Source organism: Amycolatopsis sp. NPDC004079 (assembly GCF_040610415.1).
In the GTDB taxonomy this organism is placed as follows: domain Bacteria; phylum Actinomycetota; class Actinomycetes; order Mycobacteriales; family Pseudonocardiaceae; genus Amycolatopsis; species Amycolatopsis halotolerans.
This window is the reverse complement of sequence record NZ_JBEXMH010000003.1, coordinates 309,836-326,801: the sequence shown is the minus strand read 5'-3', so window position 1 is coordinate 326,801 and position 16,966 is coordinate 309,836. Positions and strand designations below refer to the sequence as shown.

Sequence of the window (16,966 nt, the reverse complement as noted above, 5' to 3'; positions counted from 1 at the left end):
CCTTACTGCGGCTCGCGACCGCCGGTGCAGGTCAGTTTTCGGCGTGCAGCAACGCGTCGAGACGGCGCGCGTCCGCGGTTTCGGCCACCGGGAAGGTCATCGTGTCCTCTTCGGGCAGCGTGACCGTGCCGCTCAGCAGGCCCGATCCGTCCGGCGCGTGCGCCGGGTCGTCCCCGCGCTCGACGATCCGGTTGTAATCGTCCACAAAGATCACTCGCGGCCGGTACGCGCGCGCCTCGGCGTCGTCCATCTGCCCGTAGGCGATCAGGATCACCAGGTCGCCCGGGTGCACCAGATGCGCGGCGGCTCCGTTGATGCCGAGCACGCCGCTGCCGCGCTCGCCGGTGATGACGTAGGTTTCCAGCCGCGCGCCGTTCGTGACGTCCACAATGGACACCTGCTCGCCCTCGAGCAGATCGGCGGCCTCCATGAGGTCCTCGTCGACCGTCACCGAACCCACGTAGTGCAGGTCGGCCTGGGTCACCGTGGCCCGGTGGATCTTCGATTTCAGCATCGTGCGATACATCGTGGACTCTCCCTATTCCCCTGCGTCCGGATCCCCGCTCGGATGTTCCACGGCTTTTCCGAGCAGCACTCCCGCGTTGTCGATCAGCCGGGTACTCCCCACCCGGGCCGCGACCAGCAACCGTGCCTCTCCGTCGACGGGCGCCGGCCCCAGATCGGTTCCCCTCAATTCCAGGTAATCCACTTCCACCTGGGGACGGGCCGCGAGCGTCTTCCGCGCCATGTCCAGCACGGCCTCCGCCCCGTCCCGCCCGACGTGCGCCCCGGCCGACAAAGCGGCCGACAGCACCACGGCGTCTTCCCGTTGTTCCGGCGTCAGGTAGACGTTGCGCGAGGACAGCGCGAGGCCGTCCCGCTCCCGGACCGTCGGCACCCCGATGATCCGGGTGCCGATGTTCAGGTCCGCCACCATCCGCTTGATCAGCACCAACTGCTGGTAGTCCTTCTCCCCGAAGAACGCGTAGTCCGGGCGGACCACGTTGAGCAGCTTCGCGACGATCGTGAGCATCCCGGAGAAATGCCCTGGCCGGACCGCGCCCTCGAGTTCGTCGCCGAGCGGTCCAGGATGCAGTGTGACCGCCGCGTTCTCGTCGAACATGTCCGAGGCCTTCGGCGTGAAGGCCAGCTCGACCCCCGCTTCGGACAACGTCGCCAAGTCGGCTTCAAGCTGCCGCGGGTACGCCTCGAAGTCCTCGCCCTCGCCGAACTGCAACGGGTTCACGAAGATCGACGCGGCGACGACAGTGTTCGGCAGCCGCTTCGCACGGCGCAGCAGTTCGCGGTGCCCGTCGTGCAGCGCGCCCATGGTGGGCACGAGCGCGACCTTCCGGCCGACGCTGCGCAGCGCCTGGCTCACCTTGCTGATGTGCTCCGGCGGCTGGAACGTGTTGAGCGTTCCGCGCTGGAATTTCGGTGTCGTCACGGGGTCTGTCCTTCAGCGGGGTCGGCGAGAAGATCGGTCAGTTCGCCCGCGGCCGCGGGATCGAGCAGGCCGGCGGCGCGGGACCGTTCGGCGGTGCGCCGGGCCAGCGCCCGGTAGGCCGGGGCGATCTGCGGCGCCCGGTCCGTGAGCACGTCGAGGTGCTTGCGGACGGTGCCGAGATCGCCACGCGGGACCGGTCCGGTGAGGGCGCGGTCCCCGTGGCGAAGCACATTGTCCAATGCCGCCGAAAGCAGCGGTGCGACGAGTCGTTCCGGATGCCCGATTCCGGCGTCGCGCAGGGTTTCGGTGCAGTCGGCGACCAGCGTCATCAGGTGATTCGCGCCGTGCGCCAGCGCCGCGTGATACAGCGCCCGCGCGGATTCGGGGACCCGCACCGGCTCGGCGCCCATCTCGACGGCGAGCGCCTCGCCGACATTCCACGCCGCGTCGTCGTCCGGCGCCGCGGTGACGCCGATGCTCGCCGCGACAAGGCGTTCGAGGTCTTCCTCGCGGCCGGTGAAGGTGAGCACCGGATGCAGCGCGAGCGGCAGCGCACCGGCTTCCGCGACCGGGGCCAGCACGTCGATGCCGTGCGCGCCCGAGGTGTGCACCACGATCTGGCCCGCGCGAACGGAATTCGTAGCGACCAGACCACGGACGGTGCCCGCGAGCGCGTCGTCCGGCAACGCGAGCAGGACGAGATCGGCTCTCCGCACGACCTCGTCGGGCGGCAGCAACGGGACATCGGGCAGCAGCCGCTCCGCGCGGTTCAGCGAAGCGGCGGACAGCCCCGACGCGGCGACGACGGTGTGGCCAGCCCTGGCCAATGCCGCACCGAGGACACTGCCCACGCGGCCGGCGGAAACGACGCCCACGGCAAGGCGGGCCGGTCGGTTCATGGCGTGCGCCTGTGGACGCTCATGGCTCGAAACTCCTCATGTTCGTTCCAGTCCCGCTCTTTCGTCGCGGGTACCAGACGACGGCGCGAGAGTAGCCCCGCCCCGGCCGGATCAAGGTGCCCGGGTGACCAGCTTCACCCGGGGCGGCCAATCGCGCCCGTACCTTATTGGCAGTCGGCTTCTGACGGTTGCCAGGTGCCCGAATCCCCCGGTGGAACGCCATTTTTGGCACGGTAGAGCTACCCCGAACGGGGAATGTTCACCGACTGTCGCGATTGTTCGCCAATCGCACCGCATCCGCGCGGGCGTCCCGCAGTGCCTGCAACAACTCTTCCTGCCGCTGCCGGTCCTGCTCCGTGCGCAACCGAGTACGCCGAAGGAATGCGAGCTCCGTCACGCTCGTCTGATACCGCCCCACAGCCCGCGCAGCCGCCCGCCCGGACTGCTTGCGCGCCTGCTTACGCCATTCGCGCCGCCCAGGAAGACTGGCAAGCAGGTCGATCTCCGACGGAGCGATCCACCGCGCAGCCGCCATCTTCGGCAACGCGGCGGCGACGATCCGCTGTTCTCTCCGCCGCTGCAACACGATCACGTAGATCGCGGCGATCAGCAGCGGCAAAATCACCAGGAAATACAGCGTGAGGAACGACTTCCCGCCGTTGAGCGTGGCAGCGGCGTTCCAGAGCGCGTGCAGGAAGACGCCAGCGAGGTACCCGGCCAGCGGAGCAAGAATCCGAACCCACCGCTGCGCATACCGCGCGGCGATGCCGAACCCGATGCCGGTCATAGCCGTGAACAACGGATGCGTGAACGGCGAAAGCACGCCCCGCACGAGGAAAGCGGCGAGCACACCCGAGCTGGTGCCGTTGCCGAAGCCGTAGTCAGCGAAGGCACGGCCGAAGTAATAGATGTTCTCGGTGAAGGCAAACCCAGCAGCCGCGAACCCCGCGTAGACGACGCCGTCGACGATCCCGTCGAATTCCTCGTTGCGCCGCCAGAAGATCAACAGGACGAAGACGCCCTTCGCGGCCTCCTCGACCAGCGGCGCGGAGACGAGCGCACTGACCTTGCTGCCGTTACCGCCGCCAAGAAGCAGATCACCGAACGCCTCGGCCCCGGTATTGATCAGCAGCGCGGTAACCGTGGCAATGCAAGCGCCCCAAGCGAAAGCGATCAGAAGCAACTTCGCCGGCTCAGGCTCCCACCGATCAACCCAAAGCAACCCGGCGACCACCACCCCCACCGGGAGCAACGCGGCGACAACGCCAATCGCGACCGCCAGCCACCCCACGCGCGCAGTGGCGAGGCCGAAAAGAAAGAGCCCGCACAACGCCACGACGATCAGCCCGAGCACCGGAAGGAGCACGGTGACATGCCGCGAACGAGATGCCGCAGGCCCAGAACCCGGCGACGTGGCAGGGAGAGTGCCGTTCACGAGCGGTCACCATACGCAGGAGGTACCGGGGACGCTGGTTGGACGTACCGGGTTCAGCCCTATGCGCGACGCCGCTGTGACACACATCCCTGACACACCAGTCTCGTCCGTGAGGGGAACCCTCACAGACTCAGAGTCCCTCAGGGTTCCCCTCACGACCCGCCGATGTTCGTGAGAGACCCCTTCACAGCCTCAGATTCCCTCAAGGAGCCCTTCACAGCCCACCCGCTTCGCTCGCCACCGCCGCGATGCGCCCCAATGTGGCATTCGGTGCATCCCACGCACCCAATGTGGCATTCGGTGCGTCACACGCACCCAACGCCACATTGGGGCGCTAGCCCCGCCGCAAACCCCACGCAACCAACCACCCAAGCCGCACTCACCCACCGCCCAACCGCAGCCGGTACACCCAACCAGCGAGGAACCCACACCACCCCCGCACCCCGATACGAAGCCAAAAACGCGGCGCGGGGGTGCTTGTCAAGGCATCTTTCCCGCCTTGACAAGCACCCGCCGCCCGTCATCACAATCAGCTTCGGGGTGCCCCACGCAACCAACGTGCGCAATGTCGCCGCCAGGCGACGAGCGGCACCCCGCACCCCACAAGAGAACTACTTCAACAACCGAGACATCCGCCGATCAGCCAACGCCTTCCCCCCGGTCTGACAAGTCGCACAATACTGAAACGACTTATCCGCGAACGAAATCTCCCGAATAGTGTCGCCGCACACCGGACAAGGCAGCCCAGTCCGAGCATGCACCCGCAGCCCAGACCGCTTCTCCCCCTTCAACCTCGCCGCCTTCTGCCCAACCGACCGCGAGACCGCATCCGTCTCCACTTCGCGAATCGCCTCGGCCAAAACCTCTAACGCACCCTCATCCAACTTCCCCACAGTCGCATAAGGCGACAACTTCGCCCGATGCATGATCTCGTCCGAATAAGCGTTCCCGATCCCCGCGATCAACGACTGATCAGTCAACGCCCACTTCAGCCGAGTCCCCTTCCCCTGGAACAACTCCCGCAACTGCGAAGCGTCAATCGCCAGCGCATCCGGCCCCAGCCGGGCCACACTCGCCACCTCGGAGGGGTCCGCGACGATCCACACCGCCAGGCCCTTCTTCGTCCCGGCCTCGGTCAGATCAAAGCCAGGCCCGGAAGCCGACTCCAGATGCACCCGCAGCGAGATCGGCCCCTTGCCCGGCTTCAACGGAGCCGGAGACAACCCGTCCGACCATCGCAGCCAGCCAGCGCGCGCCAAATGCACCACCAGGTGCAGATCACCCAGGACGACGTCCAGATGCTTCCCGTGCCGCGTCGCGTCGGTGATCTCGCGGCCGTGCAGCTCGGTGTACGGCGGCATCGCGGTCTTCAGCACGCTGAGCGACGCGACGTCGAGCCGGAAAACGGTGCTCCCCACGGCGTGTTCGCGCAGGTGATGGGCCAGTGCTTCGACCTCGGGCAACTCGGGCATGGCACCAGTCTCGCGCGCCTGCCCGGTTCCGGCCAGGCCTATTCGACCGGGTGCAGCGGACCGTCGAAGTCCGGCAGCGAATGCTTCTGGATCGTCTTCGAGATCCGCTTCACCTCGCCGGACACGGTGAACATGCCGCGGATCGTGCCGACCCAGCGCTCCGACGGCCGGTCTCCCGCGACGTCGCCCTCGGTCTCGGCGACCACGGTCCACGGGCGGCGCAGGATCCACCGCAGCGGGAAGAACAACACCACCAGCAGCAACGCCAGCAGCACCCACGCGGGCACCTTCACGACATCCGGTGTCCAGACCACCAGCGCGATCACCAGGAACACCATGACCACGATCATCGCGATGCCAGGTCCGTAACTGCCTGCGACGTCGTGTTCGAAATCGTCAGCGGTGGCGGGGGCCCGCCATTCCATCTGGGCACGGACCACCCAATGGCGACCGTCTTCGCCGCGCACCAGCCGGTTCATCCTGTTGCCTCCCGGGCGACGTCGAACTCGGTCAACGTTACCGTGACCGTGCCGTCGAGCGCGAGGTGCTCACTGAGAGTCACTGTCGGTTTGCCGGGTTTTGGCTGTTCGGGAGCTTGCGTCCGCTGAGGAATCGGCCGAACCGGTGACATCGTTCCCGGACGTGGAGTCCGTCCTGGCCGACTTGACCGGCTCGGCGGGCTTGGCAGAGCCAGTCTGCTTGACCGGTTTGCCGGACTTCGCGGGCTTCGGAGTCTTAGCCGACTTCGAGGACTTCGGGCAGCCGGACGAGCCATCGGCGTTGGACGACTGCGGAGCGGCCGGGGCGACGTGCCGCGGCCCGGTCCGCGTCGGCGTCGTCGTGATCGACGGCGGCAGGTACGAATCCGGCGGCGGGACGTACGACGAGGGCGGCGGAGCGTAAGTCGACCGCGTGTCGTCCGTCGTCGTGCTCAGCACGCCCGGGCTGGACGAGTTGGTGGACGTGTCCAGATCCGACCGCGACTCAGTGCTCGACGACCGGCTCGTCATCGGCGAGCCCGAATGACTGCTCTCCTGACCAGGCAGATCGTCGCGGGGGGTCGAACCAGTCGAATCCGAAGTCGCCGACTGGCTGTCGGAGACCGGCTGCTGCGCCGCCGGCATACGGGGCACCTCGGCCGCGCCCAAATGCTGCGAAGCACCCGGATGGACCGCGCCGCGAGCAGGCCGCGCGCTTCCGTACAGCTTCCCGGAGATGATCCGCGGACCCTGCTGCACCGGCGGCGGAGGCTGCTCCGGCGGCTGCAACGCCAGCTCCGGCGCGCCCCCGCCCAGCCCCACGTTCTGCATCGGATGCGTCCCGAACACCAGCGGACCGGCGGTCAGGCTCACCGCACCCGCCGCGGCGGTCGACGCCAACGCCAGCCCGACCTTGACCTTCGAGCCGAACACCACGCTCTTCACCGTCGCGAGCGCGCCGCCGACCTTCCCGACCCCGGCCAGCGCCGGAACCGCGAGCACCAGCACCCCGGCATGCGCCCGCAACGACGAGCACACGTCCCGCAGCTCGTCCTGCGTCGCCCGGCACGACGGACACCCCAGCAAATGCGCCTTGATCCGCTCCGCCTCCGCGCCGGTGACGCTGCCCGCGGTGAACCCGCCCAGCTTCTCCACCACCGCCCGGCACGTCTCCGGACCGCGATTCACCGACAAATGCGCCTGCAGATACGCCGCCCGCAACCCCTGCCGCGCGCGCCGCGCCAACGCCGCCGTCGCGTTCGCCGACAACCCGAAATGCGGGGCCACCATCGACGGCTGCTCGCCCTCGACCTCGGTCTGCCACAGAACCGTCCGCCACCGCTCCGGCAAACTCGTGAACGCCGTCGTGATCAACGTGTGCTCGGCCGTCCGGGCGGGCGTGTTCTCCACCCCGGCACCGGCCCGGAACGTCAGCTCGTCATCGGTCACCGGCACATCGCGCCGCGCGCCGTGCCACTCCCACGACACCCGCCGAGCGACCGTCAGCAGATAAGCCCGGATGTAGTCCCGCGGACCCGCACCGCGGCGCAACGCCTGCAGCACACGGAAGAAGGTCTCCGCGGTGATGTCCTCGGCTTCAGAGCGATCGGAGGCAAGGCTCTGCGCCAATCTGCGCACCGCCGCCGCGTGCAGCTCGAACAACTCCCCGAACGCGGCGTCCTCGCCGTCGCGCAGCCGCTTCAAGAGTGCCTGCTCGTCGGATTCCGAGGCCGCTGGTGGCGGCGCCGTGCCCAGCTCGGTCATCCGGCAAGGCACCTCCTCCCCCGAAGGACTCACCACTGAAGTCGATTGGGGACACCATACGGAGCAGAGCGCCCGTCGTCACCCCTTGTGCGCTCGACGTGACGCGCAAGCACCGCATCTCAGCAGGTCCACGCCTATGTCGGGGCCCCCGAAAGTGTCACCGAGGCGACGGTATAGAGTGTGTTCAACACCGAGCACCAAGCGGTTAACGCGGATGTAGCGCAGCTGGTAGCGCATCACCTTGCCAAGGTGAGGGTCGCGGGTTCGAATCCCGTCATCCGCTCAGGTTCCGAAGGGCCCGTATCCACAAAAAGCGTGGATACGGGCCCTTCGCCATTTCACCCGGGGGCCGAGCCCCCGGACCCCCGCGGTGCCATCGGCTGCGGTTGGGTGGTGGGGCGCGTTTGCTTGCTGCGCAAGCGAAACTGCGCAGGTGAGTTATCCCGCTTGGCGGGCTTTGGGGGTTGGTGTTCCTGTCCCGGGTTAAAGCTCGTAGGTGTCTAGGGCGGTGGGGGCTACTGGGGACAGGTGCGGGTCTTTTTGTTCCGTTATTTGGCCTCTTGCCATTCGGTATACCTGGAAGGCGTTGTCGTGTTCCGGGTGCTGGTCGTCCCAGATGTGCAGGAGGCCGTAGGAGCCGGGGGCCAGTTCTCCTACCCGGGCGAAGGTTTCCAGCAGTTGCGGAGTGATGGCTCCGCCGTGTTTGTCTAGACCACCCAGATGGAGCATGGGCAGGCCCGAGCTCCAGCGGAGGTCGACCAGGTCGAGCATCGTGGTGTTGTGCAGGGAGCGGTGCACTCGCTCGACCATGCGCTCCAGCAGAGCTGCGTCGTCGTCGCCCGTGGTGGTGGCGGCGATGGTCACCCAGCCGTGGTATTCGAACACGTGCGAGACGGTAGCAGCGGCGGCGCTCAGCGGGTCAGCGCAGAGGGCTGGCCGTCCCGGCGCAGCCGGTTCGTGAGGATGCCGTCGGCGTGCTTTTCGACCGCGGGGAGCAGTTTGTCGCCGAAAACGCACAGGGTGCGCTCCCACGGGTGGCCGAGCGTGCCGTAGCTGAAATCGGCGGCGAGGAACAGGTGGTAGTCGCCGCGCGGGAAGACCGAGACCGGCCAGGCCGCGTTCTGCTGCATGCGGTGCGGCCAGAACTTGAACGACTGGTGCTGCCAATGCAGGACCCACAGCCAGTCGTCCTCGGCGGTCGTCTCCCGCAGGGCGGCCAGCACCGCGCGCGCCACGTCGTGCTCTTCGACCGCGTACGGGCCGAGGCGGAACTCGGCCGAGGCGCGGTCGTACTCGCCGGTGGAGAGATCCCACGCCGCCGAAGGGCGCGGCTCATGGAAACCCGGCCAGTCGTGCGCGAAGGTGCTCGGCCAGAACCTGAGCTTGTCGTGCACCCAATACCAAGCGGGTTCGTCAGCCACTCGCGAGAGCGGCTCCCAGGCTGCAGCAGCGTTCACTTGTCGACCTCGAAGTCATCGACCGGGCTCGAAACTGCCGAAAGCTTCGTGTCCGGGGCCGGGATTGTCCAGTCCACCGGAGCCGAGCGCCAAGCTGTCACTCGACCGGGTGGCCTGCGGACCGGGAAACACCGCCCGGTCCGCAGCTACCTCTACCCCACGCCCCCGTCAGTCATGCACGCAGGCGTTATGCGGCGCGCCACAGCGTGACGAACGCGGACGCCTCGCTGAACGCCCACGGCCGCAGCCGCTCGCGGTCCCGCGCCGACAAAGTGAACTCCTTCGCCCGGCGCACGTCCACGACCAGCGCTTCCCCGCCCGGCAGCAGATCCGGCATGCCCTCGGTGAGCAGCCACAGCGCGAGCTGCGCGGCGTCCCGGGTGAGCGGCTCCTCCTTGAAGTACAGCCAGGTGGCGAACTTGCGGCCGTTCGACTTCCGCAACCCCAGCTGCGGGCTGATGCCGATCTCCAGCTCGCCGAGCTCGAACTTCGCCCGCCCGACCTCCACCAGCTTCGGATCGCGCCTGCCGAGGTAGCGCAGCCAGCCCTCGGCGATGGCGGCGTAATGCCCGCGGGTGCGCTCGTCGGCGTTGTTGACCAGCGCGCGCATGGCCACCTCGTCCTGCCGGGCCGCCCTTCCGGCCCGGATCGCGTTCGCCGCGCGCCGGTAGTAGTTGAACGCCGCCCGGGCCGGGTCCTCGTACAACCGGCGCTGCCTGCGGACGAACGACGAACGCGACGGGCCCTTGCTGGCGCTGTACCCGACGAACGTGGGCAGCGTGACGTATGCCTGCTTCGAACTAGTCATGGGCGGCCGCCTTCCGGTGGATGGTTTCCCCAGTACACGGCCAATTTTAGAACATATGTACGACAGTTTTTGCCGCTTAACGGGTGACCGGCGGCCACGGACCGGCGAGTACCGCCCGCGCCTGCTGCAGAACCTGTTGCTCGCAGTAGCTGACCGGCGTGACGTCGGTCGGGATCCAGGTCGCGAGCATCGCCAGCCACTGGCGCAGTTCGGAGAGCGCGGCCGGGTGGCCGAGCCGTCCGTCGAAGGCTTTGACGCTCTTCGCCGCTTCGGCGAGCGGGACGTCGCCGCGCACCATCTCGCCGAGGTGTTCGCCGAGCAGTTGCCATTGGGCGGCGGTGGCGTCGGCCGGGAGTTCGATGCCCAGCTCCTCGACCACGTGCGAGAAGGCGTCGGAAACCGCCTGGTGGTCGCGGTAGTCGAGAGCGGCGAGCTCGGGCAGGGAGGGCGCGTCGAGGCCCTCGCCGACGGCCCGCGCCCCGGCCTCGACGAGTTCGGCAGCGGTGATGTCGAGACCGGCGAGCCGATCCACGGCAAGGGCGGCGAGCGCACCGCGCGCGAAGGACATGTCCCGATCGTAGGAGACGCGGCGGTTTCCGCGGCCGACGCGCGAAGCGGGTGCCTGATCTGGGCAGATCTCGGCTGATCTTGTGCACCTGGGCCCCACGGAGCCGGGGCGCGTGGAACACTGTCGCCCGAACCGGTGACAGGGGGTTGCGTGATGAGCTGGCAGGAAGAGCTCCGGCGCTTGGACGCCGAGTTGGCCGCCGGCCGCCTCGGACACGCCGAACACCGCCGCCAGCGCGACGAACTGCTCGCCGAGGCGTCGGGCGGCGGGACGGCTTCGCCAGTGGCGTCGCCGTTGCGGCAGGACGCGCCGTCGACCGGCGGGTCACCCACCTGGAGCACACCGACCGCCCAGGCGACGCCTGCCGGATCGGACAGCCAGGCACCGGCCGAGCAGAGCACTCCCGCCCCGAGCGCCTCCGCCGAGAGCGACGCGGCTACTACGCAGGTCGTGGCGACGATGACGGAGCACGAGCCGACGACCACGCTCCGGGTCGGCCCAGACGCCACCGCTCCGCAGGGCACTCCGCCCGGCGGCACCGCGGCACCCGCCGCCAACCCGGCGGCCTCGACCAACCAGGCAGCGCCGTTCTTCGCCCCGCCGCAGAGCCCGGCCACGCCGCCGCCGAGCACGCCGAGCCAGGCCAGCCCGCCCCCGCCGCATCAGCCTCAGCAGCAGATGCCCGCGCAGCCGGGAACCTGGCCGGGCGTCGCTCCCGTGCAGTGGCACACCCCCGGCCAGCAGCAGCCGAACCAGCCGGTCGCCGGATGGGCCAGCACCAACCCGGCGATGCCCGCGCCGGAACCGCCCGCGGTCGAGTCGTTCCTGAACTCCGCGGCGGCGACCCCGGCGTCCGAGAAGACGCAGCCCGCCTTCTCGCACACCCCGGGCACCCCGTTCTCCACCGACCGGCCGACCACCGCGCCGAGCCCCGCCGACGACCGGCCCACCGCCGTCTTTGGCGCGATCCCGGCGAACGGCGGCCAGCCGGAGCCGCGCCGGCTCTGGGAGGACGACGCCAAACCGCGCCGTTCGAAGCCGACCTGGCTGTTCCTGTCGCTGGCCGTGCTCGTGGTGCTGGCGCTGGTCGTCGGCGGCATCTGGTTCATCGGGAACAAGAACGACACGAACGACACGGCCGCGCAACCGCCCGCCGCCTCGTCCGCGCCGAACACCCAGCCGCCCTCGCTCGAGGACAAGCTGCCCGCACTGCAGGGCACGCCCAGCCCGGAGAACTCGACCATGGCGCTGGACAAGGCCGTCCAGGCCAAGGCGGTTTCCGACGCCGACGCGAACCTCATGCGCGCGGCGGGCGCGGACCAGCTCGTCTACCACGCGTACGCCGGCACCGACGGCGGCACGACGCTGATCGCCGTCCCGACGCCGTCCAAGGCGCAGGCCGGGCAGCTCGTCCAGGGCCTGCGGCAGAACCTCGTCACCGGCGGATTCGACAGCAGCCCGCTCGGCCCGGCGGCCACCGACCTGCTCTACACCGGGAGCAGCCCGGCCGGACGCGTGCTGGCCTTCTGGTACACCTCCGGCGGGGTGTCGGTCGGCATCGGCGTGTCGGGCCCGGTGGGCCAGGATCCGGCCGCGCTGCGGTCCCGGATGGAAGAGATCCGCGCGAAGGTCGCGGCCGCGCTGCCCGCGAGCTGAACGCACCCGGCGCACAAGGCGACCCGCCAGGTCACGTGGGGTCGCACCCGTGCACAATGTCCACGTCGTCACACACAATCGGGTAGCGGCGACGCATTGACCGTCGCCATGCCGACAGATAAGGGGGGCCCTGGTGTCCTGGCAGGAGGAGCTGCGCCGGCTGGACGAGGAGCTCGCGTCAGGGCGACTCTCCGCGGACGACTATCGCATCCGGCGTGATCAGGTGCTGTCCTCGGCTGTCGGCCAGCAGGACCAGCCCGCCCCGCCGCCGCAGAGCCAGAGCGCGGACTCGACGCAGGTGATCGCCCCGGTCAGTCCGCCGAGCGGCGTGCCGCAGCAGCAGCCGCAGGCTCCGCAGCAGCCGCCCGCCGACGGCGGCGCCGAGCGCACCCAGGTCGTGCAGTCGTGGCAGACCCAGCAGCCGCCCGCGGACGCCGGTCCCGAGCGCACCCAGGTCGTGCAGCCGCAGCAGCACCAGCCGCAGGCGCACTACTCCCCGCCCGGCGGGTTCCCGCAGGGCGCGCCCGCCTCGCCTCCCGGCGGTTTCCCGCAGCAGCCGTGGAACGCGGCCGAGAGCGACCAGACCCCGCCGTGGGGCGGCGGCGACCTGCCGCCGCTCGGCCCGTCCGGGGGCGACTCCGAATGGGTCCGCCAGGGTCCGGAGTACTTCAGCGACAAGCCGAAGAAGGGCAACGGCAAGAAGATCGGCGCGATCGTCGGCGCCGTGATCGTGCTCGCCGGCATCGCCTTCGGCGCGTACATGCTGTGGGGCCGGGACAGCGGAGGCGGCGGCACCGAGCAGACCACCGCGCAGCACTCGCAGAGTTCGGCCGCGCCGAAGCCGCCGGACCCGCTCGGCGTCGCGAGCATGCCGGGCAAGGCCGAGACGCACGACGACATCACGTCGTTCTCGCAGGTCGACACCCTGCAGTACCTCAACCCGCAGGAACTGAGCGCCTACCAGGCGGCGGGCGCGTCCAAGGTCAAGTTCGTCGTGTACCACCTCGAGGACGGCAACCTGATCACGCTGTTCCTCACCCAGGCCAGCAGCCCGACCGCGGCGAAGACCGCGGCCGAGAAGCTGATGGAGGTCCAGACGACGAACGGGGCCAAGCGCGACACCACCGCGCCGAACGGCGTGTACGCCACCTCGATCGACGCGAAGGAAGGCCAGTCGGCCCAGTCGCGCGGGCACTACGCGCACGGCAACGTGATCGTCCGCGTCGAGGTGTCCGGCAAGGGCCAGACGAAGACCGACTTCACCACCGCGCTGAACCAGCAGCTCACGGTGCTGACCGCCGATGCCTGAGCCCGGTACCACCGCCTGCACGATCGTCGCCCGCAACTACGTGCCCGCGGCGCGCGTGCTGGCCCGGTCCTACCTCGAGCACCATCCGGGCGGCCGCTTCGTCATCGCGGTCATCGACGCCCCGCGCGAACAGTCGGACCGGGCCGGCGACGGGCTCACCGTCGTCGGCCCGGCCGCGTTCGGCATCGACCAGGACGACTACCTGCGGATGGCGACCGCTTACTCGGTCACCGAACTCGCCACGTCGGTCAAGCCGTACCTGCTGCGCGAGCTGCTGAAAGAGTCCGAGGCCGCGATCTACCTCGACCCGGACATCGAGCTGTTCGCGCCGATCCCCGAGGTCGCCGAGCTGGCCCGCGAGCACGACATCGTGCTCGCGCCGCACTTCCTGACCCCGTTGCCGCAGGACGGCATGGAGCCGGACGACGCGGTGATCATGGGCACCGGCATGTTCAACCTCGGCTTCATCGGCGTCGGCCGCGGCGCCGGGCCGTTCCTCGACTTCTGGGCGGGCAGGCTGCGCCACGACGCGATCGTCGCGCCCGAGCAGCAGCTGTTCACCGACCAGCGCTGGGTCGACCAGGTGCCGTCGCTGTTCCGGCACCACGTGGTCACCGATCCCGGATTCGACGTCGCGTACTGGAACCTCCACGAACGGCCGATCGGCCGTGACAAGGACGGCGCGCTGACCGCGGGCGGCGCGAAGCTGCGGTTCTTCCACTTCAGCGGTTACCGGCCGGAGAAGCCGTGGCTGCTCAGCTTCCACTGCGCGCGCAAGCCGCGCGTGCTGCTGTCGCACAACGACGACCTTCGCGCCATCTGCGATTCGTACGGCACGAAGCTGCGCGAAGCGGGGTACGCCGAGTCGCTCGACTCGATTCCGTACGGCTTCAAGGATTTCCAGGACGGCACGCCGGTGCCGAAGCTCGCGCGGCGCGTTTTCCGCGAGGGCTGGATCAAGTCCGAGCGCAAGAAGAAGCCCGCGCCGCCGCACGCCTACGCCGAGGACGGCGGGCTCGCGCTGCGCGAATGGCTCGCCACGCCGGAGGACCAGGGCCAGGCCGCGGCCGGGCTGAACCGGCTGACGCACGCGATCTGGGCGTCGCGGATCGACCTGCAGATGGCGTTCCCGCATCCCTACGGCGACGACTCCGACAGTTTCCGGCACTGGTGCGCCGGGTCCGGCGTTTCCGAGGCCGGGCTGCCGGAGTGGGCGCTGCCGTCCGAACCGGTCGCCACCCGTGCGCCGCACGACGAGTTCGGCGTGAACCTGCTCGGCTACCTGACCGCTGAGCTGGGTCTCGGCGAGATGGGCCGGATCGTGCTCGAGGCGATCGAAACCGGCGGCGTGCCGGTGGCCACGGTGCTGGAGGAGAAGGCGGTCTCGAACCGCACCGGCATCGAACGGCCGGCGACGGTCGGCGACCCGCGGTTCCCGGTCAGCGTGTTCGCGGTGAACGCGGACCAGACCCGCACGATCCTGACCAACCACCCCGAGGTCGGCGCGGGCCGCTACCGGATCGGGCTGTGGGCGTGGGAACTCGAGGATTTCCCGCAGTGGCAGCACGAAGCGTTCGGGATGCTGGACGAGGTCTGGACGGTCAGCGAATTCTGCCGTCGCGCCTTCGCCGAGCACTCGCCGATCCCGGTCAAGACGATTCCGGTGCCGGTGCGCGATCCGGGCGAGCCTTCACCGCCCGCGCGCGACAAGGGCGAACCGGTGCGGTTCCTGTTCGCCTTCGACTTCAACAGCGTCGCGGAGCGCAAAAACCCTTGGGGCACAGTCGAAGCGTTCCAGCGGGCGTTCCCCGGCCGCGAGGACGTCCGGCTCACCGTCAAGGCGATCAACTCGAAGCTGCACCCGCAGGCCGCCGAACGGCTGCGCGCGGTGGTCCGCGGCGACGACCGGATCGAACTGATCGAGCGCTACCTCAGCGTCGCCGAATTGCACCAGCTGTACGAGACCAGCACCGCTTACGTTTCGCTGCACCGCAGCGAGGGTTTCGGGCTCACCGTCGCCGAGGCGATGGCGCGCGCGATGCCGGTGCTCTCGACGGATTACTCCAGCACCACCGAATTCCTCGACGCGTCCACCGGCTGGCCGATCCCGTACCAGCTGGTGCCGGTCGGCGACGGCAACTACCCGTACCACGCCGACGCGGTCTGGGCGGAGCCCGATCTGGACGCCGCCGCGGCCGCGATGGTGCAGATCGCCGACGACCCGGCCGAGGCGACTGCCCGCGGCAAGCGCGCGCGGGAGGTCATCCTGCGCGAGCGGTCGATGGCGACCGCGGCCGAGTGGATGCGGCGCGAGCTGGAGCAGGCGCACGCGACCTGGCAGGAGCGGCAGCGCACGGCGGCACCGCAGCCGCAGCACCCGCTCAGCCCGCTGGAGCAGGCGACCGAGGCGTTGCGCTGGCGTCCGGAAGCGGGTGCGCCGTCGCGGCTGCCGCTCGCGCCCGCACTGCGCAAGGCCGTGCTGCGCGCGATCGACCACTACGACGTGCACCAGCGCAACGTGATGGGCGCGCTGCTCGCGGCCACCGAAGAAAGCAACCGGCGGTTGCTGGACCGGATCGAAGGCCTGGAACGCAACATCGACGAGTCCCGCCGGACCGCGCTGTCCACGCGTGCGCTCGGCTCGCGGCTGGAAGGGCTGCGCGACACGGTCGACGAGCTGCGTCGCCAGTCCCCGGAAACCGAGCTGGCGCTGCGCAATCTCGAGGCGGACGTGGCGAAGCTGGCCGAGGGCTACGACGGCGTCGGCGCGGAGGTCGAAGCCGCCGCCGGGACCGTGCACAAGATGTTCGCGCGCCGCGACGAGCGGCTCGACGCCGACGAGAAGGCCATCCAGCGGGTGACCCTCGACGTCAGCGCGATGCGCGACGCGGCCCGGCTCCGGCACGCTCCCGTGCCGCGCGGGGCGGACGTCGTCCAGTGCGACGTCGGCGCGCTGCTGATGCCGGTCGACGAGGTCATGCTCCCGTGGATCCTGTTCCACCGGTCCTGGGAGGACAGCGAAGCCGAGCTGATGGCGTCGCTGGCGGACGGCGCGTTCCTCGACATCGGCGCGCACGTCGGCTACCACACGCTGCGGCTGCTGCGGGCCACGCCGGAAGTGACCAGGGTGATCGCGGTGGAGGCCGACCCGGTCAACGCCGCGTACCTGCGCCGCAACGTCGAGGTCAACCTGCCCGCTGCGGCGGGCGAGCTGGTCACCGTGGTCGAGTCGGCCGCGTGGGACGAGCCCGGCACCGTGCACCTGGCGCAGGCGACCCCGGGCAACAGCGGCGACAACCGCGTCACCACGGACGGCTCCGGCGTCGAGGTCCCGGCGGTGCGGCTGGATTCCGTGCCCGAGGTGACCGAGCAGCGGATCGGCCTGGTGAAGGTCGACCTGCAGGGCCGCGACCACCGGGCGCTGGCGGGGCTGGCCGAGGTGCTGCGCCGCGACCGGCCGCACGTCGTGTGCGAGTTCGACCCGGGCGCGATCGCGGAGCTGGGCGACGACCCGGTCGCCGTGCTCGCCGGGTACCGCTCGCTCGGCTACACGCCGAAGGTGGTCACCGACGACGGTCCCGCCGACCAGGTGCTCGAAGACCCGGCGATCATCGCCGCGGCCAAGGCGGACGAGAAGGAATTCGTCACGCTCTGGCTCGCGCCCTGAGCTGA

The 16,966-nt window shown here is 69.8% G+C and carries 14 protein-coding genes and 1 tRNA gene; 4 read left to right on the top strand and 11 right to left on the bottom strand.

Going from position 1 to position 16,966, the window contains the following annotated elements; genetic code table 11:
• Positions 1 to 31 precede the first annotated feature (31 nt).
• The 7 genes from panD to ABZX37_RS05120 all read right to left on the bottom strand — a co-directional run bounded on the left by panD (position 32) and on the right by ABZX37_RS05120 (position 7,496).
• Positions 32 to 526, bottom strand: a complete 495-nt coding sequence (panD, locus tag ABZX37_RS05150; protein WP_043827144.1) for an aspartate 1-decarboxylase — start codon at positions 524 to 526, stop codon at positions 32 to 34.
• Between the two features lie 12 nt (positions 527 to 538).
• The gene (panC, locus tag ABZX37_RS05145) at positions 539 to 1,447 is read right to left on the bottom strand and encodes a pantoate--beta-alanine ligase (RefSeq protein ID WP_354736136.1); all 909 of its coding nucleotides are present in this window, start codon (positions 1,445 to 1,447) and stop codon (positions 539 to 541) included.
• Positions 1,444 to 2,346: a DUF2520 domain-containing protein gene (locus ABZX37_RS05140; protein WP_237597487.1), complete on the bottom strand. Its 903-nt coding sequence runs from the start codon at positions 2,344 to 2,346 to the stop codon at positions 1,444 to 1,446. The genes panC and ABZX37_RS05140 overlap by 4 nt, the downstream gene beginning before the upstream one ends.
• A 259-nt stretch (positions 2,347 to 2,605) precedes the next feature.
• Complete coding sequence (locus ABZX37_RS05135; protein WP_354736215.1) at positions 2,606 to 3,712, bottom strand: PrsW family intramembrane metalloprotease; 1,107 nt, start codon at positions 3,710 to 3,712, stop codon at positions 2,606 to 2,608.
• Positions 3,713 to 4,392: 680 nt separating this feature from the next.
• Positions 4,393 to 5,253, bottom strand: a complete 861-nt coding sequence (locus ABZX37_RS05130) for a DNA-formamidopyrimidine glycosylase family protein (protein ID WP_354736133.1) — start codon at positions 5,251 to 5,253, stop codon at positions 4,393 to 4,395.
• A 38-nt stretch (positions 5,254 to 5,291) separates the two neighbouring features.
• The gene (locus tag ABZX37_RS05125) at positions 5,292 to 5,732 is read right to left on the bottom strand and encodes a DUF983 domain-containing protein (protein ID WP_067578516.1); all 441 of its coding nucleotides are present in this window, start codon (positions 5,730 to 5,732) and stop codon (positions 5,292 to 5,294) included.
• A gap of 69 nt (positions 5,733 to 5,801) precedes the next feature.
• The gene (locus tag ABZX37_RS05120; RefSeq protein WP_354736131.1) at positions 5,802 to 7,496 is read right to left on the bottom strand and encodes a sigma-70 family RNA polymerase sigma factor; all 1,695 of its coding nucleotides are present in this window, start codon (positions 7,494 to 7,496) and stop codon (positions 5,802 to 5,804) included.
• 210 nt (positions 7,497 to 7,706) lie between these two features.
• On the opposite strand from ABZX37_RS05120, the gene ABZX37_RS05115 reads away from it, so the two are divergent.
• Positions 7,707 to 7,779, top strand: a tRNA-Gly gene (locus ABZX37_RS05115).
• A 200-nt stretch (positions 7,780 to 7,979) separates the two neighbouring features.
• Here the strand turns inward: ABZX37_RS05115 and ABZX37_RS05110 are convergent.
• The 4 genes from ABZX37_RS05110 to ABZX37_RS05095 form a co-directional block, all read right to left on the bottom strand.
• Positions 7,980 to 8,381, bottom strand: a complete 402-nt coding sequence (locus tag ABZX37_RS05110) for an Imm7 family immunity protein (RefSeq protein ID WP_354736129.1) — start codon at positions 8,379 to 8,381, stop codon at positions 7,980 to 7,982.
• A 26-nt stretch (positions 8,382 to 8,407) separates the two neighbouring features.
• On the bottom strand, positions 8,408 to 8,917 hold the full coding sequence (locus tag ABZX37_RS05105) for a DUF2716 domain-containing protein (RefSeq protein ID WP_354736213.1): 510 nt from the start codon (positions 8,915 to 8,917) through the stop codon (positions 8,408 to 8,410).
• A 223-nt stretch (positions 8,918 to 9,140) separates the two neighbouring features.
• A complete protein-coding gene (locus ABZX37_RS05100; RefSeq protein ID WP_354736127.1) occupies positions 9,141 to 9,761 on the bottom strand; it encodes a hypothetical protein in 621 nt (206 codons plus the stop codon).
• 76 nt (positions 9,762 to 9,837) lie between these two features.
• Positions 9,838 to 10,329: a hypothetical protein gene (locus ABZX37_RS05095; protein WP_354736125.1), complete on the bottom strand. Its 492-nt coding sequence runs from the start codon at positions 10,327 to 10,329 to the stop codon at positions 9,838 to 9,840.
• Between the two features lie 153 nt (positions 10,330 to 10,482).
• Between ABZX37_RS05095 and ABZX37_RS05090 the strand changes: the two genes are divergently transcribed.
• The 3 genes from ABZX37_RS05090 to ABZX37_RS05080 all read left to right on the top strand — a co-directional run bounded on the left by ABZX37_RS05090 (position 10,483) and on the right by ABZX37_RS05080 (position 16,961).
• A complete protein-coding gene (locus ABZX37_RS05090) occupies positions 10,483 to 11,985 on the top strand; it encodes a hypothetical protein (protein ID WP_354736123.1) in 1,503 nt (500 codons plus the stop codon).
• Between the two features lie 133 nt (positions 11,986 to 12,118).
• Positions 12,119 to 13,294, top strand: coding sequence for a hypothetical protein (locus tag ABZX37_RS05085; protein ID WP_354736121.1), 1,176 nt, complete (start codon positions 12,119 to 12,121; stop codon positions 13,292 to 13,294).
• On the top strand, positions 13,287 to 16,961 hold the full coding sequence (locus ABZX37_RS05080; RefSeq protein ID WP_354736119.1) for an FkbM family methyltransferase: 3,675 nt from the start codon (positions 13,287 to 13,289) through the stop codon (positions 16,959 to 16,961). Before ABZX37_RS05085 ends, ABZX37_RS05080 begins: the two co-directional genes overlap by 8 nt.
• Positions 16,962 to 16,966 lie beyond the last annotated feature (5 nt).